Here is a 26,465-nt window from a genome sequence, read left to right as displayed (position 1 = left end):
AATGATGTGACGTTCTGTTAGCTGCATTCTCAACCTCCTGACCACATAATACCATGCTTGATTACTTATGCTTACAAACTGAATGAAGTTTTACAATACCCAAATTATCCATTTTGATACCACTTCAAAAAAAGAATGCAACCAAGCGTCGAAATTTTGTAGGGTGGAGGCAAGGCGATGAGCGATTAATCTGTAGCACCTGCGCGATAAATCTCCAACCGTACCGCCACCCAGCACGAACCAAAAACTAAAAAACGAGTAAATTCACAATTTTTGAAACCAGCGCTGTATCAGCCAAAAACCTTCGTACTATCGCGGTATTTTTCGGTCGAAAGCAGTCGCCAACTCCCATCACCCAAAAGTTCCAAAACCTGCTGGTGATATTTCAACAAACTCAATCGGTGGCCCACACTCACAAATGTAGTTTTAGTTGCTTGCAACTGTTCGTATAAAAGTTGCTCGTTCTTCAAATCCAAAGCACTTGTAGCCTCATCCAAAATAGCATATCGCGGTTTCGTCAACAACAATCTGGCAAAAGCTAAACGCTGCTGTTCTCCCAGGGACAAAATCTCGACCCAATCTAAAGCCTCATCAAAACCGCCCAATCTGTCCGGCAAATCTGCTAAGTTGACTAATGCCAAAACACAGCGCAATTGTTCCTCATCAACCTTGCTGCTGGTATTGGGATAGAGAAGTTGCGATCGCAAATTGCCCAAAATCAGATAAGGACGCTGCGGCAAAAACAGCATTTCTCCCAATTCCGGCCGCGCCAGACGACCCGTTCCCGAGTCCCACAAACCCGCAATAGCCCGCAGCAAAGAACTCTTCCCAGAACCGCTTTCACCGACAATTAACAGTCCTTCTCCCGGCGACACCGCTACCGACAAATCCTTAATCAAAGTCTTTTGATGCTTCGGAGTATCTAAAGTAACCTGTTTCAGCATCAACTGAGAATCTACTACGACATCTATAGTAGTTCCTCCGGCACGAGATACCGCCTTTTTTGCTTCCAAAGTATCTGTAAATACAGTTAAACGATTGATACTAGCTGCAAAAGAACTAAGGGGTTCAATGCGACTGACAATCAGTGAAAAAGCGGCTAAAACCTGACGGAAAGCAAAACCCGCCTGAGTGATGTCTCCAAACTGAATCGTATCGGTTGTGTCGGCAAAATAAGCAGGAGCGAGAAACAAAGCCGGAATAATCACCACAGCATACCCATATCCAGTTGTAAAATAATCCAAATTTCGCTGCCAGCCAATTAGCAAATTAAAATTGCGGAATACTTCCACGAACCGCTGCTTTATTTGGATCGATTCTCGCTCTTCCCCTCCATAAAAGGCAATGGATTCAGCATTGTCGCGAATGTGAACCAGTCCGTAGCGGAAATTAGCTTCTTGTTTAAGTTGCTCGAAATTCAGAGGCACTAATTTTTGACCAAAAATCAGACTGGCGGTCGTCCCCAACATAGCATAGACAATCAGGAAAATTGAAAGTTGTTTCGAGATTGACCACAGGATACCCGTGAAAGATATGATATTAACTATTGAACTCAGGAGCGCCAGCATAAATGTCAAACTTGTACGAGTAAACGATTTGACATCTTCAGAAATTCTTTGGTCGGGATTGTCGATTTCCTTGTGTGAATTTATTTCGTAATAAGCCCGATTCTTAAAATACTTGTCCAGGAACTTATTTGTCATCCACTGTCGCCAGTAGAGACTCAATTTATCTTGGATGTAGCCGTAAATTACCACAATGGGAGTGCCGACTGCAAAAACCCCTGCATAGACAAAAAGATACTTCCAATAATTGAGCTGGTCTTTTTTTGCCAGTGCTGTATTGAAAAAGTTACTGACGTAACTAATGATTACATTCAAACCGCTTACGGACAGGGACAATAACAGCAATAAAGCTAAAAAAAACCACGACTGCCAATGCGCTATCAATCTGCCTTTAAAAAACCAAAAAGCGCTCAAAGGAATAATTAGCATCAAGGCAACAATGATAATTGTCGGGGAATCAATAATCTGCTGCAACAAACTAACTAACCCAGCAGCAATATTATTGACAAAATCCGGAAAAAGAGCGGCACCCCCCAAACATACAACACTAACGAGTACAAACATAGCAGCGAACAGAAATATTAATAACAGCGCTACTAATCCCAGAAAAACCCTGCCTCCTCCAGGCTCTAAAGGATAAAAGTAAGGCTGAGCGATCGCAATAAATTTTTCCCACAACTGACGGTCAAATCGATTCATTTTTACTGTTTGCAAAACTACTTCAACTGTTCTAACATATCAAGTTTGATTCCCCATTGTCGCAGTAATTTATTTGGGAGTTTAGGGAAGAGATTGGTCTCCTATGAGGTGCGCGGTCACGACTACAATTAAATTGGTTTGTAGTGAGGACTTTAGTCCTCATGAAAATCAGAGGACTAAAGTCCTCACTACAAACCAGATCGCGGTTATTTTACCGGAGATGATGTCACTCACAGAGGAATATTTGTTTTCCGATTTAAGTCGTGGAGACGCAAACAGTTTGTAGGTTAGTTGTGGGGTAAATCTAAAATCTTAAATCTATGGGATCGGGAGAAGTGGTGGTTTCGCCGATCGACTCCGACGACGATAGATTGTAGTAAAATCGGTGGCTAATCCCCAAACTAACTTGCTTGAGTACCCAATACAAAACAGCAATAACGACAAATGTTGCAGCCATTACTACAACCGGACGCTTACCAATCAAATCATTCATGACGGTGTTAACCAACGCATCGGGATTCGCCAGAATGTCCCAAGTGTTGAACCGGATAAATCGGCCTAAATAAATGCCGATCGCCGAAAGTGCGTGTATAGTTATCTCCGTTGCCAGAATAAATCTACCCCAACCCTGTTGCTTCAGATAGTAACCCAAACCCATCACCGACAGTACATAGGCCTCAAATCCCGCCAACATAAACACCAGATACTGCGGAATCAGCGCCAATGTCACCACCCACACCGAGTTCCCCTCTTTAATCTGCTCGATCAGGTGAATGATATCAGTTAAAACGTAGGGTGCATTGGGCAAAAACGCGATAAACCAGAAAAAACCGCCCCACCAGCGGAGAGAGCGAACTCCGCGCTGTCGCAGCACCCAGATATCTAAAGCCATTAGTGCTAGCGTAATTGCGATCGCCCCCAAAACGTAAGTTGTACCCACATCTTGCACAATGTGCTTGAGATAGGACACAACATGGCGCGTGCTAGGCAAAAAAGTAGCGCCCAGGAGAACCCACGTACCCCACAGCAGCCAGCGCGATCGAGGTTTGCGGAAGAGCCAAAAACTCAACGCCAGCGGTACTAAACCTAAAAACAAATTCCAAGACATCCAGCGGACATTCTGTCCCATTGCTGCGATCGCTTCCAGGATTAATCCCATCATGTCAGTTTTTATACAATTAAAGGTTTCATGCAGCACCGCTTTCTCAGCAGCGTGAATCTATCTTAGTCGCTATAGCATTCGGAAGAGTTGACAGTTGACAGTTGACAGTTGACAGTTGACAGTTGACAGTCTGATTTGTAGGGTGCGTCAGCTAGCCACTTCTCGCTCCCCGCTGTCACATTACATAAAGGTACGTTGTTGCGCTTCAGCGCTCTTCGACGATCTATGAAAGAGCGCTGAAGCGCAACAACGTACCTAAGGAACCTACAGATAGGTTTTGCCGATCGGGATTTCGATCGCAAAAGTCGTTCCGCCTCCGACTTGGGAGAAACAGTCAATCTTGCCCTTGTGCTTTTCTACCACAATCGAGTGCGCGATCGACATTCCCAAGCCAGTACCTTTCCCCACAGCTTTTGTCGTAAAAAACGGGTTAAAAATGCGATCGATCACCGCCTGCGGAATCCCCGTACCGTTGTCCGAAATTTCCACCCTCACAGTGCCCTGGGCCGTGACACCAGTGCAAATCACAATCCGGCCGCTCTTAGTCGCTGCTTCTGGAACTGACAACTTGTGATATTGTTCTTCAATAGCATCAATTCCATTAGCAATAATATTCATAAACACTTGATTTAGTTGGCTGGCATAGCACTCCACCGGTGGCAGTTTCCCGAACTCCTTAATTACTTCAATTTCCGGGCGCCTATCGTGACTCTTTAAGCGATGCTGCAAAATCAACAAAGTGCTATTAATTCCCGCGTGAATATCGACAGGCTTCATTGCCGATTCGTCCAGCCGCGAGAAATTTCTCAGCGACAGCACAATTTGCCGGATGCGATCGGTTCCCACCTGCATCGAACCTACAAGTTTTCTTAGATCCTCAGTCATGAAATCCAAATCAATCTCTGCAATGCGATCGACAATTTTTGCATTAGGTTCGGGATACTCATGTTCGTAAAGATTCACCAGATCCAGCAACTGTGTAGTATACTGGTGTAGATAAGCAATGTTAGCGTGAATAAAGTTAACCGGATTATTAACTTCGTGGGCGATGCCTGCAACTAATTGACCCAAAGAAGACATTTTTTCAGTTTGAATGAGTTGAGATTGAGCAGAGCGCAATGACCGCAGCGCTGACTCTAGCTCTGTAGCTCTTTCTCTTTCTCGCGCCTCGCTTTGTCGCAGAGCTTCCTCTGATTGTTTCCGAATCGTAATATCCTGGGCAAATCCAATTATTACCTTTGACTGACCCTGAGAATTTCTGCTAAAAATAGTATCCCGACTTTGCAGCCAAAACCATTCACCGTTTGCTGCCAGCATCCGGTACTCAATTTCCCTGATTTCGCCATCTTTAATTTCTGCAAAGCTCGCGTGATATTCCAAAATTTTTGGCAAATCTTCGGGGTTAATTAACTGAGTCATTAGTGATGAACCCATCGCTTTAATTTCATCAAATGTATAGCCAAGAAGCGTGCCCATAGAAGAATTAGCATAGACATTTCGCTGTTCTTCCAAGTCATAAAGATACAAAATGCCGGGAGTAGCATCCGCAATTTTTTGAATAAACTGCTGGCTCTCTTGCAAAGCTAACTCAGCTTGTTTGCGATTCGTAATATCAATAGTGATACCGTCCCAAAGAATATCGCCGTTTGCTTTAGCTTCAGGACGCGAAATTGACTGAAACCAGTGAATTTTTCCTGAAGGCAGCACGAACCGTCCTTCCCAGTACCAAGGTTGCAAAGTTTGCGCTGAAATAGCAACAGATTCGTTATAATCTTGGCGGTCGTCGGGATGAACCAAATCTATTAGCAAAGCCGCATTTTTACGAAGACTTTCTGGTTCTAGCTCAAACATTTCTAGGGAAGCAGGACTGACGTAAGGGAAACTTAAATAACCATCTCCACCAAGCAAACATTGATAAATTACTCCCGGCACATTTACAGACATTTTTTGGAATTTCGCTTCACTTTTTTGTAGTGCTTCCTCTGCTTCTTTGCGCTCCGTGATGTCAGTAATTGAACCAACAATGCGGACAGCTTTTCCAGATGCATCCCACAAAGCTTGTCCGCGACTGAGTATCCATTTGTAGGTGCTGTTGTAGCACCACAAGCGGTATTCGGTGATGTAATGCGGCGTTTTTTTGTCTAAATGGTCTTGGAAAGCTTGCATTACTAAATCTAAATCATCGGGATGCGTGTTTCTGTTCCATTCGTCAAAGTAATCGAGCATGGGGATGTGTTCGTATCCCGTGATTTCTTTAAATCGATCGGACAGAAATATTTCTCCTGTTTGCAAGTTCCAATCCCAAATGCCGTCATTGTTACCTTTGAGTGCTAACTGCCAGCGTTCTTCTGTTTGCATCAATTGAGCAGTTCTTTGTTCGACTCTATTTTCTAGTTCTTCATTGAGCTGTTTGAGACTTTCTTCTGCCTGTTTCCGCTCGATCGCAATTCCCGCTAAATGCCTGACAGATTCTATCAATTGCAGCTCAAAATTTTGGGGAGTGCGCGGTTGGGCGTAATACATACCAAAAGTTCCCAAAACTTGACCCCCAGATGAGACAATAGGAGTAGACCAGCAAGCTCTCAGTCCAAAACTCAAGGCTAAATCTCGAAAGTCTTGCCACAAAGGATCGCTGGCAATATCTGTAACGATCACCTGTTCGCAGCGATAGGCAGCAGTGCCGCAAGAACCGACATTCGGGCCGATGGCTACTCCATTAATAGCAGCATTATAACTTTCTGGCAAACTGGGCGCGGCTCCGTGCAGCAAATGTTTGCCGTCTGGAGCTAGAATCAAAATCGAACCCATGACATTTTTAGATTGCTGTTCGATAATTTTAATTAAAGTATTTAAAGTATCGCCAAGAGTTGCGTCCTGAGCAATCATTTCTAAAATTTGTTTTTGACCTGTCAACCAATTTTCAGCTTGCTTGCGCTCGGTAATGTCCCGGGCAATCCACAAAGCCGTGTTGTCTTTCATTGGCGAAATGGTAGCAGCAAACCACTTTTGTTCGCTGCCAATTTCCAGGTGATATTCACAATTCAAAGTTTGATTAGTAGAGACAGCGATAGTAATTTGCTCCAAAAAAAATTCTGCTGTTTCTGGATCGAATAGATCGTGAATTTTTTGACCTATAACTTCCGTCGGTGGCTTGTACAAAAGTTCGGGATTTGTCTGGGCAACTTTTAGATAGCGTCCCTCAATATCGAACACAAAAATTACGTCGTTCATGGCAGCGAACAATGCCCGCAATTCTGCTTCTGAAGCTTGCAGGGCGAGTTCAGCTTGTTTGCGATCGCTAATGTCGCGCCCCACTCCTTGGTATTCGATCGCCGCACCTCGATCGTCAAAAGTTGCTCTGTCAGTCCACTGTATCCAGCGAATTTCGCCCGTGTCGAGAATTACGCGGTGTTCCCAGGTAATAGCGGGATTTTGTAGGCTTAAAGAATTGAAAATATCGCTGCAAAAGTTTCTATCTTCTTCCCAAATCAAAGGCATAAAAGAATTGCCGATCAGCTCCGATCGCGATTTATTGAAATAGCGGCAGTAGGCATCGTTGACAAAAGTCACAACTCCGCTGGGCAAGAAACGGCAAATAAGTTCGGTTTGGTCTTCAATAATTGCCCGATAGCGAGATTCGCTCGCTTGCAGCGCGGCTTCTGCTAGGATGCGATCGCTAATGTCTGTACCGACGAACAGCAGCCCGATCGATCGCCCTTTGGAATCGACCACAGGTTTGTTTCTCCAGGTTATCCAGACTTTTTCCCCATTGCGGCGGATGTTTTCATTTTCGTGTTTGAAGTATTTGTCCGGCTGTGCCACACAGTCTCGAATCATTATGACTAACTGATTTTCCGACAATGTGGCCGGATCTACAATTGTGCCGATCGCACTTTTGCCAAGAATTTCTGCTTGTGAATACCCGAAAAAATTTTCTGCAAACTCATTAAAAAAAGTAATCTTGCCTTCATTGTCTAACTGCACAATCATGCTGTTAGCGTTCTCAACCAGTTGTCGGTACTTAGCTTCGCTCGATCGCAGCATCGATAGGCCGTACATCCCCGTAAAAACCGCCACCCCGCTCAAAACTGCCAGCAAGCCACCTCCTGAGAGCAACCACCCCCGCCGTGGCGAATTCTCGGGCCATCCTCCTGCGGGAATTGCTGCCAACTGCCAGGAACCGTTGGGCAAAATCACTTCCAACACCACCGGATTGTTCTGAAAAATCGAGTTGTCGCCGAAAAACACCTCACCTGACACTCCCTTCGCGTCTTTCCCCCGGACAGCGTATTGCACCTTGGCTGAGGGATCGTTGAGTCCCGCTTCCTCAAGCAGGACATTTTTTTCGAGGATCACACCGATCAACCCCCAGTAAACTCCTGTTTCGGGCTCGGCGTCGGGGGGGGTCAGAAAAATTGGCGATCGGCTGATGAAGGCCACGCCTCCCTCCAATAATTGCACGGGCCCGGCAAGCAGAGTTTTTCTGGTGTCGATCGCATCTTTGACCATTTGCCGCTGTTTGGGTAGCGTCATCAAGTCAACGCCGATCGCCTTTTCATTTCCATCCTTCGGATAAATATCAGCGATCGTCGTCCCTTTAACTAAAGTGATGTTGCGAATGCCGGTTTGCTGTGCCAGCAGAATTCTCGCCGTAGCTGCAAACTCGGCTGCGGTGATGTCTGGGTTGTGGGAAATGTCAGCTACCAATCCCCGGATCAAAAATAGCCGGGAATTCAAAGAACCTTCCAACTTTGAGCGGACTGTGCTGAGCCGATCGATCGTGCTAGCGCGGTTGTGTTGCAAAAATCGCTCTTGTTCCGATCGGTCTAAAATGCCAACTCCGACCAAAATTGCTACTAATGCCGAAAATGCTGCTAAATACGGTGAAATTTGGAATTTTTTCAGCTTAAAGTATTCCATCTGTCGGCAGTTCAACTATATTTTTAAGTCTTTAGATAGATTTATTTTAGTTTCATTTTCCTATGCCGATGCAAGATTTCCGGCAGACGTGGCTTTTCACAACTCTGCACGAGTTTTGTGTGTTCTAAGCTGTTGTACATCTCAATTGTTTATTTCAATTTCCTCGCACATTCTCCCCATTGGTGTCAACTTAAGGTCAAAAACTTTTGTATTTTTCGTTCGCAGCCGAAGCCAGATCCCCCTAAATCCCCCTTAAGAAGGGGGACTTTGAGTGCTTCTTGTCCCCCCCGACCTAAGGGGGGTTAGGGGGGATCTGGCATTAATCATCAGACAGAAGACTGGAATTACATTTGACGTGTTTGTTGACACCAATTCCCTCTCCCCCTCTCCCACTCTCCAGACTCGCGCACCCGAAACACGGGATTTGTTGGCTAAAATAAGGTTAGCAATAATTTTTGTCAGCGCTGGGCGCAAATAATTCATAGGGGCAATTTGATGCAGGAACAGTTGATGGAAGCGATCGCACCTTACCGCGATCGAGTAGATTATCTAGAAGTTCGCCTCGAACAAAGCGAGTCAACAGCCATTAGTTTTCGCGGCCCTCAGTTAGATGCAGTCAACCGCAGTTTCAGTCTAGCCGGCGGCATCCGCGCCTGTCACAAAGGCGGCTGGAGTTTTGTAACATTTAACGGTTTGGCTGAATTAAAAGCCCGGATTGAAGAAGCTGTCGTGCAGTCTCGTTTGGTAGGTAGCGAAAAAACTGTACTAGCAGATGTCACTCCGATTCAAGATTATGTAGCGGTGGAATTCGGTCGCGATCCGCGATCGATTACTCTAGCAGAAAAACGCAAGTTGCTCGAATCTTACAACCAATTGCTGTTAGATTTCGACCCGCGAATTCAGACGACAATGGCCGGTTACAGCGATCGATTCGGGATTACTTATTTTGTGAATTCTCAAGGCACTTGCATTGCTCAAGAGCGTTTGGACGTGACGGGGCGCTTCGGGGCGATCGCCCGCGGGGAAGGCGGTGTCGTCCGTCAAGGGTTTGAATCGATTCATTCGCGATCGGATTACAATGTCTTGACAAATATTGAAGATCGTGTTAAGAGCGCGGCGGTGCGAGCTGTGGGCCAATTAGAAGCAAAACCGGTCAAAGGCGGCCAGTATCCAGTGATTTTAGACCCTTATTTGTCGGGGGTATTTATTCACGAAGCTTTCGGCCATTTGTCGGAAGCTGACGGCATTTACGAAAACCCGAAAATGCAGGAATTATTGACTTTGGGCAAGCCTGTGGCGATCGAACAATTGAACGTAATTGACGACGCAACATTGCCGGGATTGCCGGGAACTCTCAAATACGACGACGAAGGAGTGCCTGCTCAGTGCAAGCATTTAATTAAAAATGGAGTTTTAGCAGCGAGAATGCACAATCGCGAGACTGCGGGCAAAATGGGGGAAGCTCCGACGGGAAATGCTCGGGCTTTGAGCGCTACTTTTATGCCGTTGGTGCGGATGACTAATACTGCGATCGAATCTGGCGCACATTCTTTCGATGAAATGGTGGGCGACATTGAGGAAGGAGTCTATGCAGTACGGATGTTGGGAGGACAAACCAACGGCGAAATGTTTACCTTTGCAGCAGCCGAAGGCTTCATGATTCGCAACGGCAAATTGGCCGAACCGGTGAGTGATGTCACCTTAAGCGGCAACGTATTTCAGACTTTAAAGGATATAGAGTCGATCGGCAACGACTCAGTTTATGCCTACGGCGGCTGCGGAAAAGGCGGCCAAAGCGGTTTAGCTGTCAGCGTCGGCGGCCCCCATTTGCGAATCAAAAATGTTGTAGTCGGAGGCAGATAATATATAGCCTTTCGAGCTTTCATATGAGGTACTCATGGGGATAGGGCATAGGGCATAGGGCATAGGGCATAGGGCATAGGGCATAGGGCATACCTCACTTTTTTTAGAACCGCTATATAAAAACTGTTGAGTTTTGAATTTTGAGTTTTGAACTCAACAGTTTTTATCCCCATCGGCGAACCCAAGAGTTCAATAAAAAACCCGGTTTCTTGAAGAAACCGGGTTTTTTTCTACCAACTAAGAGAGGATTGAAAAATTATCGGGTAGAGGTTGCGGGAATTCTGCATTTCTCGCGCAACCCTCTCAACCAAACTACGGGCTAATTTTAGTGGCAGCGACTTAAAGCTGTCTCATCTCATCTTCAAGCACCCGAACCAAATCTTGATTGCCACTGGCTCTAGCGACTTCGATGCGGTGCATCAGTTGCTTTTGAATGTTAGCGCGGTGGGTTTCAGCGATTTTTTTTACGTTTTGGCGATTTGTGTTCATGGTGAACTTTCCTTATATTAAATTTGGTGTAACTCCTACTTCTTTAATATAGCGCAAAATTTCAAAAAGTATCTAAATTTACAAAAAGTTTACAGTTATTGACCGATCGACCACAATAGTGTATACTATATCGCATAAGTCAATAGCGATATCTTGACATTTCCAATAATTTAAATAGTAGGCGTCGGTCAGATTCCCGCTTCCCAACAAAATAATTTCCCAAATCAAAGGTACATAGTTGCGCTTGGGCGTACGTAGTTGCGCTTGGGCGCTCTTAGGTACGTAGTTGCGCTTGGGCGCTCTTAGGTACGTAGTTGCGCTTGGGCGCTCTTAGGTACGTAGTTGCGCTTCAGCGCTCTTTGATATAGACAAAAGCGCCAAAGCAAAGGTACGTGCCTTAGTCAAAACTGAAAACTTCCCCCAGCGCCTCTAGCAAATGGTGAAGGTGTGCGAGCTCGTGAGTTGCCATCAGCGAAATCCGAATGCGACTGACACTGACAGTCGGAGGCCGAATCGCCACAGCCAAAATACCCATTTCCTTGAGTTGGCTGCTAACTGCTAAAGCTGTGGCTGCATCTTTTAACAGCAGACTGAAAATTGGGGAGAGGGAATTGCTAATTGGTAATTGGCGATTGGTAATCGCCCCATATTTGAAAGTTTCAATATTTTGTTGCAACCGAACTCGGCGCTCTGGTTCTTGCTGTACAATTCTCACAGCTTCCAAAGCAGCCGCCGTGTCAGCCGGCGTCAATGCTGTAGTATAAATCCAACTCGCGGCTCGATTGCGGAGAAAATCAATTAAAGTAGCGGAGCCCGCAACGTAGCCGCCCAAACTTCCCAAAGCTTTGCTAAGCGTGCCAACTTGAATTAGCGGCAATCCCTTACAGCCGAAATGTTCTGCACAACCGGCACCGCTAGCACCGAAAACTCCTGTAGCGTGAGCTTCATCTACTAATACCATACAGTTAAATTGCTCGCCCAAAGCTAACAACTCCGGCAGCGGACACAAGTCCCCATCCATGCTAAACACGCTATCGGTAATAATTAAACACTTGCGGAATTTAGCACGATTTTGTTCTAGCTTGGCTTTTAAATCCTCAAGATTGCAGTGATTGTACTCTAGCGCTGTTGCACGGCTGAGTATGGCTCCATTTTTGAGACTCGAATGATTGTACTTGTCAGATAATATCAAATCGCGCTGGCCGACAACTGATGCGATCGCCCCTAAATTCGCTAAATACCCGGAACTGAATACTAAAGCGTCTTCAGTTTGTTTTAAATTAGCAATAGCCAGTTCTAGCTGTCGGTGCAAATCGCGGTGTCCGCTGACTAACCTCGAACCCGTCGCACCCGTACCAAATTCCTTAGTTGCAGCCATCGCCGCTTGAATCAACCTGTCATCGCCGGCAAGTCCCAGATAATCGTTGCTGGCAAAGTTAATCAGCCAACGGCTTGCTAATTTTACCACAGGCCCCGGACAGCTTTCGATCAATTGTGGCGATCGATACCAATCGGCCCGGCGAACAGTGTCCAGGGACTTCTCTAGCCAAGCGTAAGGGTCTGCATTCATATTGTCCAGCGATCGAGTAATAAGTTATATTGTCTTATAATCAGTCCCTGCCTATCAGAGAAGCATATGCCACTCACTAAAAAATACAGATTAGTCACCCGCAGTGATTTTGACGGTCTTGTCTGTGCCGTTTTACTCAAAGAACTCGATATGATAGACGAGATTAAATTCGTGCATCCTAAAGATATGCAGGATGGAAAAATCGAAATAACAAATAACGATATTACCACCAATTTACCATATGTTGAGGGAGTTCATCTAGCTTTCGATCACCATTTTAGCGAAACTCTCAGACATGAAAAAATCAAAATCAACCACATCATTGACCCCTATGCAGCTTCCGCAGCCAGAGTGCTGTATAAATATTATGGAGGCAGAGCAAAATTTCCTGATATTTCCGAGGCGATGATGCTAGCAGTTGACAAAGCAGACTCCGCTCAATTTGCCAAAGAAGAGGTTTTGCAACCGGAAGAATGGGTGCTGTTAAACTTCTTGATGGACGCCCGCACTGGCTTGGGCAGGTTTAAAGAATTTACGGTTTCCAATTATCAGTTAATGATGGAGTTAATTGATTACTGCAAAAATCATACCATCGATGAAATCTTGCAGCTTTCTGATGTGAAAGAAAGAGTAGACCTTTACTTCGAGCAATCCCAAAAATTTGAAGACCAAATACAGCGCTGCGCCAAAGTTTACGATCATTTAGTCGTTTTAGATTTGCGTAACGAAGATGTGATTTATGCGGGAAATCGTTTTGTAATTTACGCTTTGTTCCCCGAGTGCAATATCTCGATTCACACACTATGGGGACTGAAGCAACAAAATACTGTTTTCGCCGTTGGTAAGTCAATCTTCAACAAAACTTCTCAAACTAATATAGGGGAGTTAATGTTAAAATATGGTGGGGGCGGCCACCGGAATGCGGGAACTTGTCAGATTGAAAATGATAAAGCTAGTAAAGTTTTGAAAGAGTTAATTGCCCAGATTGAGCAAAAGGGTTAAATTAAATTAACTTGATATTTTTGGCAGTCAGGACTTGAGTCTTTGATGATTTAAATTTTCAGGATTCAAGTCCTTACTACAAAAGGGAATGTTTAGAACTCAAGTCCTTGCTGCTAGCGGGAGTTTAGTCCTCAAGGTTTTGAGGTTGGGGGTTCGGGGCGTTGAAATTTTCTGCACTCTTGCCTTTGACTGGCGGCAAATAATCTACTAAACCCATATCAAAAGCCACATCCGGCAAATCGGCAGCGTTATAATTTCCTGCTTCAAACAATCGCCCAGGAGTAAAACAAGGCTGCTTCAATCTTACCACTTCGCTAGGCGAAAACATTCCCCTAAACATTTTGCGTTCGAGTCCCATAATTTCTGCTCCTAAAACAACTCTCGCATTAATCTTAACAATTTTTTGCCTGTCGCTTCCCAATTAAATAAATCCGCCGTCTCCCGAGCTTTTTGGGCTACCTGAAAACGCATGGGATCCTCCACAATTTTTCGCAACTGTTCGCGAACAGACTCAACATTTGGTTCGGCCCAATGAGGAGCATTTCTAATTTTAAGATACTGAGTATCGTAACATTCTCCGACGGGAATTAGATCGTGAGCAATGGGATAACAGTTAGCACTATTTGCGTACTCCGTCGGGCCACCGTACACAGTCATAGCGACTGGTAAACCCGCAGCAAAGGCATCCAAAATTTTAATCGCAAAACCCTCGCCACGAAACGGAGCCAAAAAAGCATCTGCTGATAAGTATAAATCCGCTAGTTCTGTTTTAGTAAAAAATTTAGGCTTTATCTCTATTTTCGGCTTTAATTTGCCGAATTGTCTTTCCATATTTATGATATGTTCGGTTATGGCATCAGGATTTTTGCCACCATCTTTGACGATCAACTCTACGTTGGCATCATCTTGAAACTCTTGATAAAATGCTTGGATGGCGAGATCCGTGCCAAATCTATACAAGTCAAAAGAATTGGTCATGTGCAGAATAGATTTTACATCGTTCTGGTTTTTTTTAGGTCTGGAAGAATAGAGTTGCGAAATTAAAGGATTGAAACCTAGAGGTATGACGGAGACTTTTTTTGTCGGACATCCAGCTTGGACTAAAACGTTTTTAGAATATTCACTGACGGCTATGATGTGGGATGAATTGTTGACAGCATCGTAAATCCAGTAATCATATTCATCATCATTTCTGGCGAATTCGTAATTAATGGCAAAAAATTCTAAGTTGAGGTGTCCGCTGAGTTCTTTTAAAAAGAAAGGTTTCCAATAATGAGACCATTTTAGCTGAAATAAATCTGATGGTGCGGTGTTCATCCACTTGGCTAGGAGGTGGTTTTCTTCGGCTGTGGAATAGCGTGTGAGGTGAGATGCGATTTCTGAGGGTTCGACTGAAATAGAAATCCCCATTTTGTCTAGGGTTTTCGCCAGCGATAGGGTAATGTCGGCGAAGGAATTAAAATTTTGAAAGCCGACGTTAAAGTGAACCATAATTAGTTATTGGTTATTGGTTATTGGTTATTTGTTATTGATTGTAGGGTGCGTCAGGCGAGTAGGTTTTCAATACAAACTCAGGATTTTTGCCCTGACGCACCTTGGGTTTATTGAGGTGAGAAGGTTTTCAATACAAATTCAGGATTTTTGCCCTGGCGCACCTTGGGGTTTATTGAGGGTTGATTAATTAATACCATTTCTCTAAAATTGTGCAACACTCTTCGACCCCCCCTAGCCCCCTCATGAATCAGGGGGGGAACAAGAATACTGTTATTTCGTTGAAAATTGGTATAAATTATTCATAAAAACATTTGTACAAGCCTCCACGTGAAAGATGCGGATTCATGAGATTGTTGATATAATTTAGGGATGTTCGAGTGCGACGCACCCTACGACTCACATCTCAAAATATACGATTTAAATGCGGTACAGCTTAGGATTTTGCTAAAGTGTAAGGTGCGTCGCTTGATGATTTTGCATATATAGCCTTTCTCAAAAAGATGAGGTATGGCTGACGGCTTATATAATAAACACTAAGAGGGGCTGAAGCCCAACAACGTACCTCATCTTTTTGAACACCGTTATGATTTAGGGATTGTTGATGGCGACGCACGCTACGACTAAAATCTAAGATCGCCAATGGTATGATTTTGCTAGGATGCCGATCGCACTAATATGACTGTACAGTCGCATCCGCGCGCCACAGCTTCCGGGATGTTCCCCTGAATCACCTGTTTCAGCAGCCCTTCGCGACTGGCTCCCAGGACGATCGCATCACATTGATCGTTTTGAGCCAAATCAATTAAAGCATCCGACACCGACTTAGCGCAAACCGCAGTCACTATTACTTCACAACTAACCCGCCCCTGAATAAACTTCGCAGCTTGCTTTAATTCGGCGCGCGAGGGCTCCGCAACAGAAGGCTGGTGCACCTGACACAATTTAATCTCCGATAAGGCACTCGCAGCCACGAAAGCAGGTAGCAGCCGCAATGCCGCAGCTTGCTTGTAACTGCCGCGAATTGGTACTAACCAGCGCTGCAAACCCATCAGTGTGTGCAATCCCAATTCTGGCGCCCGAATGTCGGAATTGGGCGAGGAAAATTCAGTCTCTGGTGTCGCTGATGAATTTGATGTCACAAATTGAGAATTTTCTGCGTCATCAACTCCTGCGGCATTTAACTGCCATTCTGTAGACGCATATTCCCGCCCGCTGCTAGCGGCTGAAAACTCATTTTTCTGGCGTGTTACTAATAGTTTTTCGCTCCATTTAACTAAAACTACTTCGCAGCCTGCTTGCCGAATTACGGTATCGACCACATCGCCAAAAATGCGTCCAGTTGTGGATAATTCGCCTTGCCAGCCCATCAAAATTAGGTCAATGTGACGCTCCCTAATTGTCTCTAAAATCGCGTGAGGCACGTCGTGAGCTACCCGAATTTGAGTGTGTACTGGCAAGTTCCAATTGCGGATAATGCGCTCGGCTTGTTGCAGCAGGCGGCGGCTTTTTGTGGTTCGCACTGCGCTTTCTGAGGGGGAACTGTTGCGCGGTACGATGATGATTTGCAGGCATTCTAATTCATAATTGCGATCGCGCGCAATGGCGGCCGCGAGTCGCAGCAAGGCGGGTGCTGTTTGCGGGTTGGAAAGCGGCACTAATAAGCGGCCGTTTCCGACTTGTGGCGCTCGGGTTTGATAGACTACATAGGAGGGTTCTGGATGCGGGCCTTGGGTTGTTTCTCCGCTGAGGCGATCGGATTCTACTCGGATTATGTCGCTGCGGGTAATAATTCCAACTAGATGCCGTCCTTCTATGACGGGCAAGCGGCTGATATTGTAGTGATTGAGTCTGTACAGTACCTCGCTTAGGGTATCCTTGGCTTTGACTGCGATCGGCTGTGCAGTCATAAATTCTTTGAGCAGTGTCTTGCCGGACAAATTCTGCTCGCTGGCTTTTGCTAAATCGGTTTGACTGATAATTCCGACCAGTTTACCATTTTCAACTACCGGAAAGCCGCGGTGGTGCGATCGCGAAAAAGCCTGCATCACTTCATCGAAAGTCAGTTGACTCGAAAGAGTTTCAACTCGGCGCTGCATCACGTTAGCTGCGTACAAGTCGCTCAAACCATCAACCGCAGGTTTATCTTTGGTGAGATGAATGCCGCTAAACTCCAAAAGGCGATCGTACAAAGAGCCGCTGTCCACCTTTTCGGCGACTAAATAAGCAACTACAGAACAGATCATCAAAGGTAGCACCAATTTGAAATCCGCCGTAATTTCAAACACAATAACTACCGCCGTAATCGGCGCCCTAGAAACCGCACAAAAAAACGCTCCCATTCCCGCCAAAGCGTAAGTTACCGGCAAACCAACACCCAGCCAATGTGCTTGGATAATTCCCACGATATGGCCGAGTGCCGAACCGAGAACTAAAGAAGGTGCAAACAATCCTCCCGGAGCTCCCGAAGCTGCGGAAAGAATTGTCAAACAAAAGTGAGCGATAAAAGCAATTAAACTGGTGGTTCCGCTAGCTTCTCCGGTTAGCAAAAACTCGCGCAAACCAGTATTATTGCGAAAATTTTCTGGCAAAGCAGCGATGACTATACCACAGATAAACCCCGCACAAGCAATTCGCCAAGGTAAGGCTAATTTCAGCGTTTTTCGATTGAAGTGCAAACCAGCAATAATCCCTTTGCTGAACAAAGCTCCCAGCAATCCCGCTAAAACTCCTAACAGTATATAGAACGGAATTTCCTGAGGAAAAAAACTAATTTTATACTCTCGCAAATTGAGATTTAAACTATCTCCGCCCAAAAGCTGCGAAACAACCGCACCGATGAAAGAAGCAATAATTGCCGTACCTAAAGTCAAGCCAGAAACATCGTGCAGCAGTTCTTCAACTACAAACAAAACCCCTGCAATCGGAGCATTAAAACCAGCAGCCAGTCCCGCCGCTGCACCGCAAGCAATCAATTGGCGGCGGTAGTCTGGGGAAGTCGGCATCAAGTTACCTATCCAGCCGGCCAAAGACGCTCCAATTTGGACGGTTGGGCCTTGTCTTCCCAGGGTTAAACCGGAACCAACTGCTAAAATAGTGGTCAGAAGTTTAACGACAGCTACTCGTAAATTCAAAGAAAGATTGACACCAGCGAGGGCAGCTTTGACGTGAGGAATGCCACTACCAGCAGTTTCTGGAGCGAAACGTTCAACTAAAAAACCTGTTAGAAACCCGCCTAATAAACCGACAGCCGGAAGCAAAATTAAAGCTGGAATTAGCGTTGAGGTAGCAACTCGCCAACTGCCGAGCCATCCGACTCCTAATTTGAGCAAGACGCCAGCCAATCCTGAAATTAAACCGATCAGGCAAGCTTCAAAAATAGCGAGGCGTTTGGGGCGTAAAAAAAGCTGAGATTCGATGACGCTGGAAGGTTCCCTAAGTTGTTTAGGGATAGTAATGTACGGCATAAATAGGGTAGATGACCTAAGAATTGTATGCTCGATTAGACTTTAGCAAACATTCGGTATGTTTGGGGAAATACAGCAAATATTAATGGCTAATTTACTATTTTTTCGATGCCATAATTTTGATTTCTATACTATAGCAGTTCTCGTAAATAATCATTTTACAAGACGACGGTCTAATACATCGATGTCAGGAGGTTGAACAGTTATGGTCAAAGTAGGAAGAGCAGGGTTTATATATCTTTGTTCTTGCCTAAGCATTGTTCCAAAATGAAGCAAATTTAATTAGAGTGGCAACACATTAAAGAAGATGAATTAGCTGCGACATTAATTGAGATTACAAAGTGTTGAAAAATTTATGATTTTTCTTGAATTCTTTTAATTAGGTTTAGTGCCTTTTCATAATCATCTTTTCTTGCTTGTTTCTGAAATAAGTCGGCGGCTTTTTGTAAATCTTGTATCGCACCCTGCTTATCTCCTAATATCGCTCGCGCAATACCAAGGTTGGCGTAGGCTTCAGCATAGTCTGGGTTGATTTTTATAGCCTGGTCGTAATCGGCGATCGCACCCTGCTTGTCTGCTAAGCTCGATCGGGTGACACCTCGGTTATAGTAGGCATGAGCATTGTTGGGGTCAATTTTTAGGGCTTGGTCGTAATCGGCGATCGCACCCTGCTTGTCTCCCAATTGATCGCGGACTAAACCTCGGTTGTAGTAGGCTAACGCATAATTAGGGTCAATTTTCAGGGCTTGGTCAAAATCTGCCTTCGCACCCTGCTTGTCTCCTAATTTTGCTCGGGCGATACCCCTGCCCATATAGGCATTGGCATAATTAGGATTAAGCTTAATTGCTCGATCGCAAGCCTCTACAGCGCCCTGATAATCTCCTTGGTGGTACTTCTGTCCAGCCAAATTATAAAATTCCTCCGCCGTCATCCCAGGCGCCCCAGCCTCACTCACAAGCTGCACGGACAAATCCACTCGATCGTAATGCTCAATCTGTGCCGCCGCGATCGATTTAGCTTCTCTGGCGTCAACTGCGGGGTGGTGGGCGATGAAAATAGTTGCAGTTAAACCAATTAATGTTGCTGGTATTCGGTGATGTAAGTTCATAATTTTAGTTAAAAATTTATTTTTTCCGAACTGTCAAATCTGAGAAATCCTGTGTTATACCAAACAGTAAATATTTTTGATATGGCAATCATAAATCAATACGCTTGGGTTAAGACCGTCCGGTCAATAAAACGATATGAAAAATAGACTCTGCGTTGGCGCGTGCCTGCCCGTTGGCGAAGCCGCCCTGAAAGGGCTAGGGCTTATGCTTCGTTCCTCTCTTCGGACAATTGCTAACCCAAGCGTATTGAATCATAAATGATTTAGATAAATCTGTAGGGGTAGTACCTTTCTTTGCCTACCCTCCTACTTATACTCTTTTTTGCAAAAAGTTGTTTTTGGTAGTGCGAGTTCAAGAGGGCGCACTACCCAAGTTAGCGTGTTCGATGCTCTCTAGATTATTGAGGACTTGACGGTGTGCCTTGAATTTTTTTAATTAACTCTAGCACCTTTTGAGAACTCTCATTGTCTCCTTGTTTCTGAAATAAGTCGGCGGCTTTCTGAAGATCTGCGATCGCTTCTTGCTTGTCTCCTAATTGTGCGCGTACACCACCCCGGCCTATGTAGGCTGGTGCATTATTGGGGTCAATTTTTATGGCTTGGTTGTAATCGGCGAGGGCAGCTTGATTGTCTGCTAAGATATACAGGATAAAACCCCGCTTGATGTAGGCTTCAGCATATTGGGGGTCAATTTTTATGGCTTGGTTGTAATCGGCGATCGCAGCCTGATTGTTTTTTAACCTTAAGTGGGTAACACCCCGGTTCAAGTAGGCTGAGGCATTTTTGGGGTCAATTTTTATGGCTTGGTCGTAATCGGCGATCGCACTCTGGCTGTTTCCTAAATCATCCCGGGCATTACCCCGACCGATATAGGCATTGGCAAAATTAGGATTAAGCGCAATTGCTCGATCGTAAGCCTCTATAGCACCCGGATAATCTTTTTCGCGGTACTTCTTGACACCCAGATTATAAAATTCCTCTGCTGTTTGCTCGTTCCCCAGAGGCTTGCTGGCCACACGCACAGACAAATCCATTCGAGCATAACTATCACTGATTGATTTGGCAGAGTTTGTTGCAACTGCGGGCGGCTGGGCGATGATAATAGTTGCAGTTAAACCAATTAATGCTGCTGGTAGTCGTCGATTAAAATTCATGCTTTTAGTTGATGGTTGAGTGTGGTTTTATAACTGTCAAAGCTGAAAGTTTCTGCGATTCTAGCGACTTTCAGATATTAGATTAAGGAAAATTTTATGTTGTCCCTTGAATTCTTTTAATTATCTTTAGTACCTCTTGGTACATCTCTTTGTTTCCTTGTTGCTGAAATAAGTCGGCGGCTTTCTGAAGGTCTGCCACCTCTCCCTGTTTGTCTCCTAAGCTCGATCGCGTAATAGCACGGTTGAGATAGGCAAAGGCATAGTTGGGGTTAATTTTCAGGGATTTTTCGTAATCGGCGATTGCTCCCTGTTGGTCTCCTAATTCATCGCGAACATTACCCCGACTGGTATATACCGCAGCATCGTTGGGGTTAATGTTCAGAACTTGGTTGTAATCGGCGAGGGCACCCTGCTTGTCTCCCAATTGATAGCGAGTTTTCCCGCGGTTGTAGTAGGCTTTGGCATCGTTGGGATTAATTTTCAGAACTTCGTTGTAATCTTGTATCGCACCTTGCTTGTCTCCTAATCTATTGCGGGCATTGCCTCGATTGCCGTAGGCTTCGGCATACTTAGGATTAATTTTCAGGGCTGCGTCGAAATCGGCGATCGCACCTTGGTTGTCTCCTGAGCCTGAGCGGGCAATCCCTCGGTTGTAGTAGGCATTAGCATAGTTGGGGTCAATTTTCAGGGCTGCGTTGTAATCTGCGATCGCACCCTTGTTGTCTCCTGAGGCAGAGCGGGCATTACCGCGATCGTTATAGGCAAAAGCATAATTAGGATTGAGTGAAATTGCTCGACTGTAAGCTTCTATCGCACCCTGATAATCTCCTTTGTCGTACTTCTGTCCACCCTGATTGTAAAAATCCTCCGCTGTTTCCCCTGCCGCCGATAGCTCACTCGCAACTTGCACAGACAAATCCACTCGATCGTAAGTATCAATCTGCCCAGTAATTGATTTAACAGTGATTGATTTAGCTTCTCTGGCGTAAACTGCCGGGGATTGGGAGATCAAAATAGTTGCAGTCACACCAATTAATGTCGCTGGTAGTCGGCAGAGTAAATTCATAGTTTAAGTTGAAAATTGAGTAGTGGGCGAGACAGTTTGATCCTCAAAAGTTTTATCTTGGCATGGATCGATGCGGTCAATAGTTTAGTTGTTTATGGTACAATACGGTTGACTTAAGAACAATCTGACTTTCAAGAAATGCCTGTATTGCCTAGAAAATCTTGAGATGACATTCGTCAAAAAGCGTTAAGTCCACCGTATTGGTTTATGGTGATTCTTGAAGTCTATTAATTATATTTATTGCCTTTTCGTAAAGAACTTTATTGCCTTGTTTCTGAAATAATTCTGTGGATTTCTGAAGATCTGCGATCGCACCCTGCTTGTCTTTTAACCTCGATCGAGTAATCCCCCGATTGTAGTAGGCTAAAGCATAGTTGGGGTTAATTTTCAGGGCTTGTTCGTAATCGGCGATCGCACCTTGACTGTCTCCTGAGTCATCCCGGACATTGCCCCGATTGACATAGGCGGTGGCATTGTTGGGGTTATTTTTGATGGCTTGGTCGTAATCTGCGATCGCACCCTGTCTGTCTCCTGACTCATCGCGGAGATTGCCTCGATTGATATAGGCATTAGCATCATTGGGCTTAATTTTTATTGCCTGGTCAAAATCTGCCTTCGCACCCTGCTTGTCTCCTGAGTTCGATCGGACAACACCGCGATCGTTATAGGCCTCGGCATAATTGGGGTTGAGTTTAATCGCTTGAGTGTAAGACTCTATAGCACCCGGATAATCTCCTTGTTTGTACTTCTCTACAGCCTGATTGTAAAATTCTTCCGCTGTTTGGTTTTGTGTCAAAACCTCACTCGCTACCTGCGCGCCTAAATCCACCTTCGTTGAAGCCAACAATCTGAAATTTTGGTCGATTGGAATTCTCAATGAAAAGCTTTTATTTTCGGCATAACTCGGTTGACAATTTACTAAACCTGTGGTTTTTGAAACAACTAATCCTGTCAACAGTCCAGTCAAGATTTTAAACTTCATCCTAATCTCCACCTTTTGGTAATTTCAAGCAACTATTTTGACATCTGCGGTTATTTAGGCGATCGCCTCCACCAGCGTTGTCAAATCCGGCACTTCTAAATCCGGCTGGGCGCTGGCCGGCAGTGTCGCACCAAATCCTGTTCGATCGTATCTCCGATTTACCCAAACTGTCGATATTCCCATATATGAGGCTGGTACAATGTCGTGATACAGGCTTTGAGCGACGTGCAGGAGTTTTGACGGTGGTATGCCCATTTTCTCGATCGCCATTTCAAAGTTGCGAGTTGACGGTTTGTACGATCGTACTTGTTCCGCCGTAATTACCCAATCGAATTCAACTTTTAAATGTTTGGCAGTACCAACAAACAAATCGTCATCAATGTTGGAAATTACCGCCAATTTATATTTTTGCTTGAGCGCTCTCAAAGCTGCAACTGTATCCGGGAAAGGCTGCCAATTTTTTATCGATTCAACCAAACAATTAATTTCTGTTGCCGACTCTGTTTCTGTCGGTTCAAAACTAAATTTTTTACCAATTTTTCTGACTATTTCTTGCAGGATTTCCCGATATTTGATATACTCACCCTTGTCTTTTTCCAGTTCCGATTCAAACTCAGCAAACATTTCTAAAGTTCCCTCATCGCTAAAATCGATTTCGCGGTTGGACAGCAACTGTTTCAAGACTGGTAATATCCCACTTTCCCAATCTATGAGAGTGCCGTAGCAGTCAAAACTCACAACTTCAAATTGATTAAAATCTAACATCTGTCATTCCTCCTATTTTATCGAGACTGAGCCAGTCCAACCTATAGAAACCGATTTTTTACAGGAATTAAAGGCGATCGACCAGTTTCTTAGGAAAAAACCCGGTTTCTGAGCAGCAATCCGTAAGTCCTGTTGATTCTATTTTACGGTTGATATTCAGCAAAAATTTCAATTTTGCCGACAATATTGCGATTGAAGTCTGCCAACTCTTCTGCTGGAATCCAATACTCTTGGTGAATCGAACTGCCGACTGTTTGGACGGGATATTTATTCAAGAATTCAGCCAAAACTCTAAACCTGGTTACATAACCAAAATATCCCGATGCTGCATCTTTGGTATTCCAATCTCGTGCAATTTGTATGGCATATGCTTTGTGAAGTACGGGATAAAAAATAGGCTGGAAAGACAGTCGCGGCGGAAATACCATAAAATCGCTTTCTTTAATTAATTCCATTTCTTTTTTTCCGACTGCTCTAAACAGAGTTACCGTCTCTTTATCTGATATGTTTATATTTTTAAACCAATCTTTCCAAGCCTCCCAATTGTGAATTATTTTAGCCACTTCCTTGTAACCAGCAGCCCGAGGATGGGAACCGTCATTGTTGGTAAGTTCTTCGATCCAAATCTCTGATTTTTCCAGCGGGGTACAAATATCTAAATAAGGCACATTTAACTCGCTACAAACTTGGGAAAACTGCTCGGATAAACTGGCTATTCTGATTGTGCGCTCGACATCAATAACTGGCGGCGGCCCTATCATTAAGACTGGCACTCTTTCTTTCGCAGAGTTGAGAATATAGCGGAGATTTTCAATTGACTTTTCAAGTAAGACGCGAGTTTTTCCGTTTTCAAAATAAGTGTCGTTGACGCCAAAGGAAAATACTATTCTGCCGTCGCAGTAGTGAGGTAAGCGACAAGAAATTTCGCTGAACCACCGAGTTTCTATATCCGTACTGGTTTCTCCCCGCACTCCTAAATTATAGTAGGTGATATCCTGTCTTTGCCCGCTGGCTGCCGCACAAACACGTCCTGTCCAACCAAGATATTTGGGGTCGCCTGTACCATTGACAAAAGAGTCGCCGATAAAACAAATACGCATATTATGTCTGGGAATGGGGAATGGGGAATTGGGAATTGGGAATGGGGAATGGGGAATTGGGAATTGGGAATTGGGAATGGATAATTGGGAATTGGGCGGAGCGAAGGGATTGGCCAAACAGGGAATTGAGAATTGGGAATTGGTTATTTTTTATTAGAAAAACTCCTCACAAGTAACCACTAACCACTAACCACTAACCACTAACTATTAACTACTAAGCTGTTGGGCATCTTAATTGTATTTTTTGGGCGGTTTCTGGGAGCCACCACACGGGTGCATCTCACTCACTTTTGGGGAGGGCGAAGCATGACCGCATATAAATTATTAGTTATAATCCCATATTGACTGCGGTCATGCTTCGCCCCTACAAACATATTTGTTAAAACCAGATGCACCCCACCCACAAGCATTTTATCAAACTTGACTGCACAATTTAAATGCACTTGGGCTTAACCACTAACCACTAACTATTAACTATGAACGATTACCCATTATCGATTACCAATGCCGTATGCCCTGTTTGCCCAATTCCCATGAATTTAGTTTTTGCCGGTGACGGACAATCCCTCTACAATTACAGATGGTGTGTGGCAAGAACCGTTCCACTCGGAGTCTCCTCCTAATTCTACCAATTGTTTGAGGACGCTGTAGACGTTGCCGGCTACCATGGTGTCTTTGATTCTGCCGATTATTTGACCTTTTTTGACTCTGTAGCCGAGATCGACGTTAATTGAAAAATCGCCGGAAATTCCGGCACTGCCGCCGAGCATTTGATCGATGACAATGCCGTCGTCTAATTGAGTGATTAAGTCAATTAACGATCGCTCTCCTGGTTTAATCAAAACATTAAACAAACTCGGCGTTGGATAGCTGCCCAAACCGGGGCGAAATCCGTTGCCGGTGGTGCCGCTTCCCAAGGCTCGACCGGTGGTGCGATCGGTATAAAATAGCTGCAATACTCCGCTGTTGATAAAGACGATCGCCCGAGTGGGAGTACCTTCGTCATCAAAAGGACAGCTATAGGGCCCGATATCCGGCTGCTGCGAGAGAGTGACAAGGGGCGATGTTACTTGTTGGCCCAATCGATCGTTCCAAGGAGAAGCGCCTTCGAGTACCTGTTTACCATTCAACGCCGCACAGACAGTCCCCCACAGCAAATCGGCTGCTTTGGCTGTAAACAGTACCGGCACGCGGCCCGTGGCGGGGGCTACATTTTCTTTCGCCCATTCCAAACGCTGCAAAACGCGCTTGGCGCTGGTGGTTAAGTCGAGGGTGCCGCGTTCGGTTTCGCCATCCCAAATGTTGAGGAAATCTTCGCCGCGGACTAATTCTGCTGACAAGTAACCGCTGAGGGTGGTGTCGGTGTGGCTAGAATCCAAGCCTCTGGTATTCAGCAAGCGGGTGCTTTCGATTTCGCAGTCGAGCTCGGCGGTGCAGAGGCTTTCGGGATAGGCTTCGCGGACGATCGCGATCGCTTCTTTTCCCCAGTTTACTAGCTGTTCGGCTGGGATTGACACTCCGCGATCGGGATACACAACTTTGTCACCGGTGCCGAGTTCGATGGTTTCCGGCTCGTTGAGTTGCGAAAGTGCGATCGCGCGATCGACCAAAATCTGCGGTTCCACGGGCCCGTAGGCCACCGCCAAACCCGGCCGCCCGTCCCGCCACAGCCGCAGCGCAATGCCTTCTGCTTGGGCAGTTTCTAGCTGTTTGAGGCGGTTTGCTTCAAAAAAGACCGGCCGCGAGAGCGATTGCGATTCCAATACCTCAGCAGCTTCGGCACCTGCTTTGGTGGCTAATTCTAGCAGTTGTTCTGCTGATTGGTGATTGGTCATTGTTGTAGTTGACAGTTGACAGTTGACAGTTGACAGTTGGCAGTTGACAGTTGACAGTTGGCAGTTGGCAGTTGGTAGTTGACTGTTGTCATTTGTCGGTTGTCATTTGTCATTGGAAGCAATTACCGATTGCCAATTACCAATTACCGATTGCCAATTACCAATTACCAATTACCGATTACCAATTACCAAATTTTTGCGACCGATGCCAGATCGGTTATTGCCA

At 45.1% G+C, this 26,465-nt stretch carries 18 protein-coding genes; 3 read left to right on the top strand and 15 right to left on the bottom strand.

Annotation, left to right across the window (positions count from 1 at the left end; all coding sequences use genetic code 11):
- Positions 1-290: 290 nt before the first annotated feature.
- The 3 genes from JGK11_RS23085 to JGK11_RS23075 all read right to left on the bottom strand — a co-directional run bounded on the left by JGK11_RS23085 (position 291) and on the right by JGK11_RS23075 (position 8,346).
- Entirely contained in the window at positions 291-2,264 is a 1,974-nt protein-coding gene (locus JGK11_RS23085; protein WP_293193395.1) for an ABC transporter ATP-binding protein/permease, read from the bottom strand.
- 304 nt (positions 2,265-2,568) lie between these two features.
- Positions 2,569-3,426: a DUF1361 domain-containing protein gene (locus JGK11_RS23080; protein ID WP_293185131.1), complete on the bottom strand. Its 858-nt coding sequence runs from the start codon at positions 3,424-3,426 to the stop codon at positions 2,569-2,571.
- Positions 3,427-3,690: 264 nt separating this feature from the next.
- Complete coding sequence (locus JGK11_RS23075) at positions 3,691-8,346, bottom strand: PAS domain S-box protein (protein ID WP_293213024.1); 4,656 nt, start codon at positions 8,344-8,346, stop codon at positions 3,691-3,693.
- 495 nt (positions 8,347-8,841) lie between these two features.
- Between JGK11_RS23075 and JGK11_RS23070 the strand changes: the two genes are divergently transcribed.
- Positions 8,842-10,209, top strand: a complete 1,368-nt coding sequence (locus JGK11_RS23070; RefSeq protein WP_293185135.1) for a TldD/PmbA family protein — start codon at positions 8,842-8,844, stop codon at positions 10,207-10,209.
- Between the two features lie 339 nt (positions 10,210-10,548).
- Here the strand turns inward: JGK11_RS23070 and JGK11_RS23065 are convergent, their stop codons facing one another.
- Both JGK11_RS23065 and bioF read right to left on the bottom strand, forming a co-directional pair.
- Positions 10,549-10,698 carry a hypothetical protein gene (locus JGK11_RS23065; protein WP_293143575.1) on the bottom strand — a complete coding sequence of 50 codons (150 nt, stop codon included), beginning with the start codon at positions 10,696-10,698 and terminating at the stop codon, positions 10,549-10,551.
- A 397-nt stretch (positions 10,699-11,095) separates the two neighbouring features.
- A complete protein-coding gene (bioF, locus tag JGK11_RS23060) occupies positions 11,096-12,268 on the bottom strand; it encodes an 8-amino-7-oxononanoate synthase (RefSeq protein ID WP_293185137.1) in 1,173 nt (390 codons plus the stop codon).
- Between the two features lie 66 nt (positions 12,269-12,334).
- Here bioF and JGK11_RS23055 point away from each other — a divergent pair, with 66 nt between their 5' ends.
- On the top strand, positions 12,335-13,270 hold the full coding sequence (locus JGK11_RS23055; protein WP_293185139.1) for an exopolyphosphatase: 936 nt from the start codon (positions 12,335-12,337) through the stop codon (positions 13,268-13,270).
- A gap of 124 nt (positions 13,271-13,394) precedes the next feature.
- Here the strand turns inward: JGK11_RS23055 and JGK11_RS23050 are convergent, their stop codons facing one another.
- The 9 genes from JGK11_RS23050 to JGK11_RS23010 form a co-directional block, all read right to left on the bottom strand.
- Positions 13,395-13,628: a hypothetical protein gene (locus tag JGK11_RS23050; protein ID WP_293143588.1), complete on the bottom strand. Its 234-nt coding sequence runs from the start codon at positions 13,626-13,628 to the stop codon at positions 13,395-13,397.
- A gap of 11 nt (positions 13,629-13,639) precedes the next feature.
- Positions 13,640-14,761, bottom strand: a complete 1,122-nt coding sequence (locus JGK11_RS23045; RefSeq protein WP_293185141.1) for a glycosyltransferase family 4 protein — start codon at positions 14,759-14,761, stop codon at positions 13,640-13,642.
- 656 nt (positions 14,762-15,417) lie between these two features.
- Positions 15,418-18,228, bottom strand: coding sequence for a chloride channel protein (locus tag JGK11_RS23040; RefSeq protein WP_293185143.1), 2,811 nt, complete (start codon positions 18,226-18,228; stop codon positions 15,418-15,420).
- Positions 18,229-18,581: 353 nt separating this feature from the next.
- Positions 18,582-19,337 (bottom strand): tetratricopeptide repeat protein, encoded by a 756-nt coding sequence (locus JGK11_RS23035; RefSeq protein ID WP_293185144.1) that lies wholly within the window; start codon positions 19,335-19,337, stop codon positions 18,582-18,584.
- A gap of 398 nt (positions 19,338-19,735) precedes the next feature.
- Positions 19,736-20,491, bottom strand: coding sequence for a tetratricopeptide repeat protein (locus JGK11_RS23030; protein WP_293193390.1), 756 nt, complete (start codon positions 20,489-20,491; stop codon positions 19,736-19,738).
- A gap of 94 nt (positions 20,492-20,585) precedes the next feature.
- Positions 20,586-21,518 (bottom strand): tetratricopeptide repeat protein, encoded by a 933-nt coding sequence (locus JGK11_RS23025; protein WP_293213022.1) that lies wholly within the window; start codon positions 21,516-21,518, stop codon positions 20,586-20,588.
- 244 nt (positions 21,519-21,762) lie between these two features.
- A complete protein-coding gene (locus JGK11_RS23020) occupies positions 21,763-22,539 on the bottom strand; it encodes a tetratricopeptide repeat protein (RefSeq protein ID WP_293213020.1) in 777 nt (258 codons plus the stop codon).
- A 54-nt stretch (positions 22,540-22,593) separates the two neighbouring features.
- Positions 22,594-23,304: a haloacid dehalogenase type II gene (locus JGK11_RS23015; protein WP_293198334.1), complete on the bottom strand. Its 711-nt coding sequence runs from the start codon at positions 23,302-23,304 to the stop codon at positions 22,594-22,596.
- A 143-nt stretch (positions 23,305-23,447) separates the two neighbouring features.
- A complete protein-coding gene (locus tag JGK11_RS23010) occupies positions 23,448-24,404 on the bottom strand; it encodes a GDSL-type esterase/lipase family protein (protein ID WP_293193388.1) in 957 nt (318 codons plus the stop codon).
- A 13-nt stretch (positions 24,405-24,417) separates the two neighbouring features.
- Here JGK11_RS23010 and JGK11_RS23005 point away from each other — a divergent pair, with 13 nt between their 5' ends.
- A complete protein-coding gene (locus JGK11_RS23005; protein ID WP_293193387.1) occupies positions 24,418-24,561 on the top strand; it encodes a hypothetical protein in 144 nt (47 codons plus the stop codon).
- A gap of 382 nt (positions 24,562-24,943) precedes the next feature.
- Here JGK11_RS23005 and JGK11_RS23000 read toward each other — a convergent pair whose 3' ends face one another.
- Positions 24,944-26,239: a TldD/PmbA family protein gene (locus JGK11_RS23000; RefSeq protein WP_293185156.1), complete on the bottom strand. Its 1,296-nt coding sequence runs from the start codon at positions 26,237-26,239 to the stop codon at positions 24,944-24,946.
- Positions 26,240-26,465: the final 226 nt, after the last annotated feature.

This window comes from Microcoleus sp. PH2017_34_RAT_O_A, assembly GCF_020737885.1.
Lineage (GTDB): Bacteria > Cyanobacteriota > Cyanobacteriia > Cyanobacteriales > Microcoleaceae > Microcoleus.
This window is presented reverse-complemented; position numbering and strand designations above follow the sequence as displayed.

Bases quoted from the DNA above. Each gene is read 5' to 3' on its own strand.
- bioF (WP_293185137.1), bottom strand. From the start codon at position 12,268: ATGAATGCAGACCCTTACGCTTGGCTAGAGAAGTCCCTGGACACTGTT.
- JGK11_RS23030 (WP_293193390.1), bottom strand. From the start codon at position 20,491: ATGAATTTTAATCGACGACTACCAGCAGCATTAATTGGTTTAACTGCA.
- JGK11_RS23010 (WP_293193388.1), bottom strand. From the start codon at position 24,404: ATGCGTATTTGTTTTATCGGCGACTCTTTTGTCAATGGTACAGGCGAC.
- JGK11_RS23045 (WP_293185141.1), bottom strand. From the start codon at position 14,761: ATGGTTCACTTTAACGTCGGCTTTCAAAATTTTAATTCCTTCGCCGAC.
- JGK11_RS23015 (WP_293198334.1), bottom strand. From the start codon at position 23,304: ATGTTAGATTTTAATCAATTTGAAGTTGTGAGTTTTGACTGCTACGGC.
- JGK11_RS23000 (WP_293185156.1), bottom strand. From the start codon at position 26,239: ATGACCAATCACCAATCAGCAGAACAACTGCTAGAATTAGCCACCAAA.
- JGK11_RS23050 (WP_293143588.1), bottom strand. From the start codon at position 13,628: ATGGGACTCGAACGCAAAATGTTTAGGGGAATGTTTTCGCCTAGCGAA.
- JGK11_RS23035 (WP_293185144.1), bottom strand. From the start codon at position 19,337: ATGAACTTACATCACCGAATACCAGCAACATTAATTGGTTTAACTGCA.
- JGK11_RS23020 (WP_293213020.1), bottom strand. From the start codon at position 22,539: ATGAAGTTTAAAATCTTGACTGGACTGTTGACAGGATTAGTTGTTTCA.
- JGK11_RS23005 (WP_293193387.1), top strand. From the start codon at position 24,418: ATGGGGAATGGGGAATTGGGAATTGGGAATGGGGAATGGGGAATTGGG.
- JGK11_RS23075 (WP_293213024.1), bottom strand. From the start codon at position 8,346: ATGGAATACTTTAAGCTGAAAAAATTCCAAATTTCACCGTATTTAGCA.
- JGK11_RS23070 (WP_293185135.1), top strand. From the start codon at position 8,842: ATGCAGGAACAGTTGATGGAAGCGATCGCACCTTACCGCGATCGAGTA.
- JGK11_RS23040 (WP_293185143.1), bottom strand. From the start codon at position 18,228: ATGCCGTACATTACTATCCCTAAACAACTTAGGGAACCTTCCAGCGTC.
- JGK11_RS23065 (WP_293143575.1), bottom strand. From the start codon at position 10,698: ATGAACACAAATCGCCAAAACGTAAAAAAAATCGCTGAAACCCACCGC.
- JGK11_RS23085 (WP_293193395.1), bottom strand. From the start codon at position 2,264: ATGAATCGATTTGACCGTCAGTTGTGGGAAAAATTTATTGCGATCGCT.
- JGK11_RS23080 (WP_293185131.1), bottom strand. From the start codon at position 3,426: ATGATGGGATTAATCCTGGAAGCGATCGCAGCAATGGGACAGAATGTC.
- JGK11_RS23055 (WP_293185139.1), top strand. From the start codon at position 12,335: ATGCCACTCACTAAAAAATACAGATTAGTCACCCGCAGTGATTTTGAC.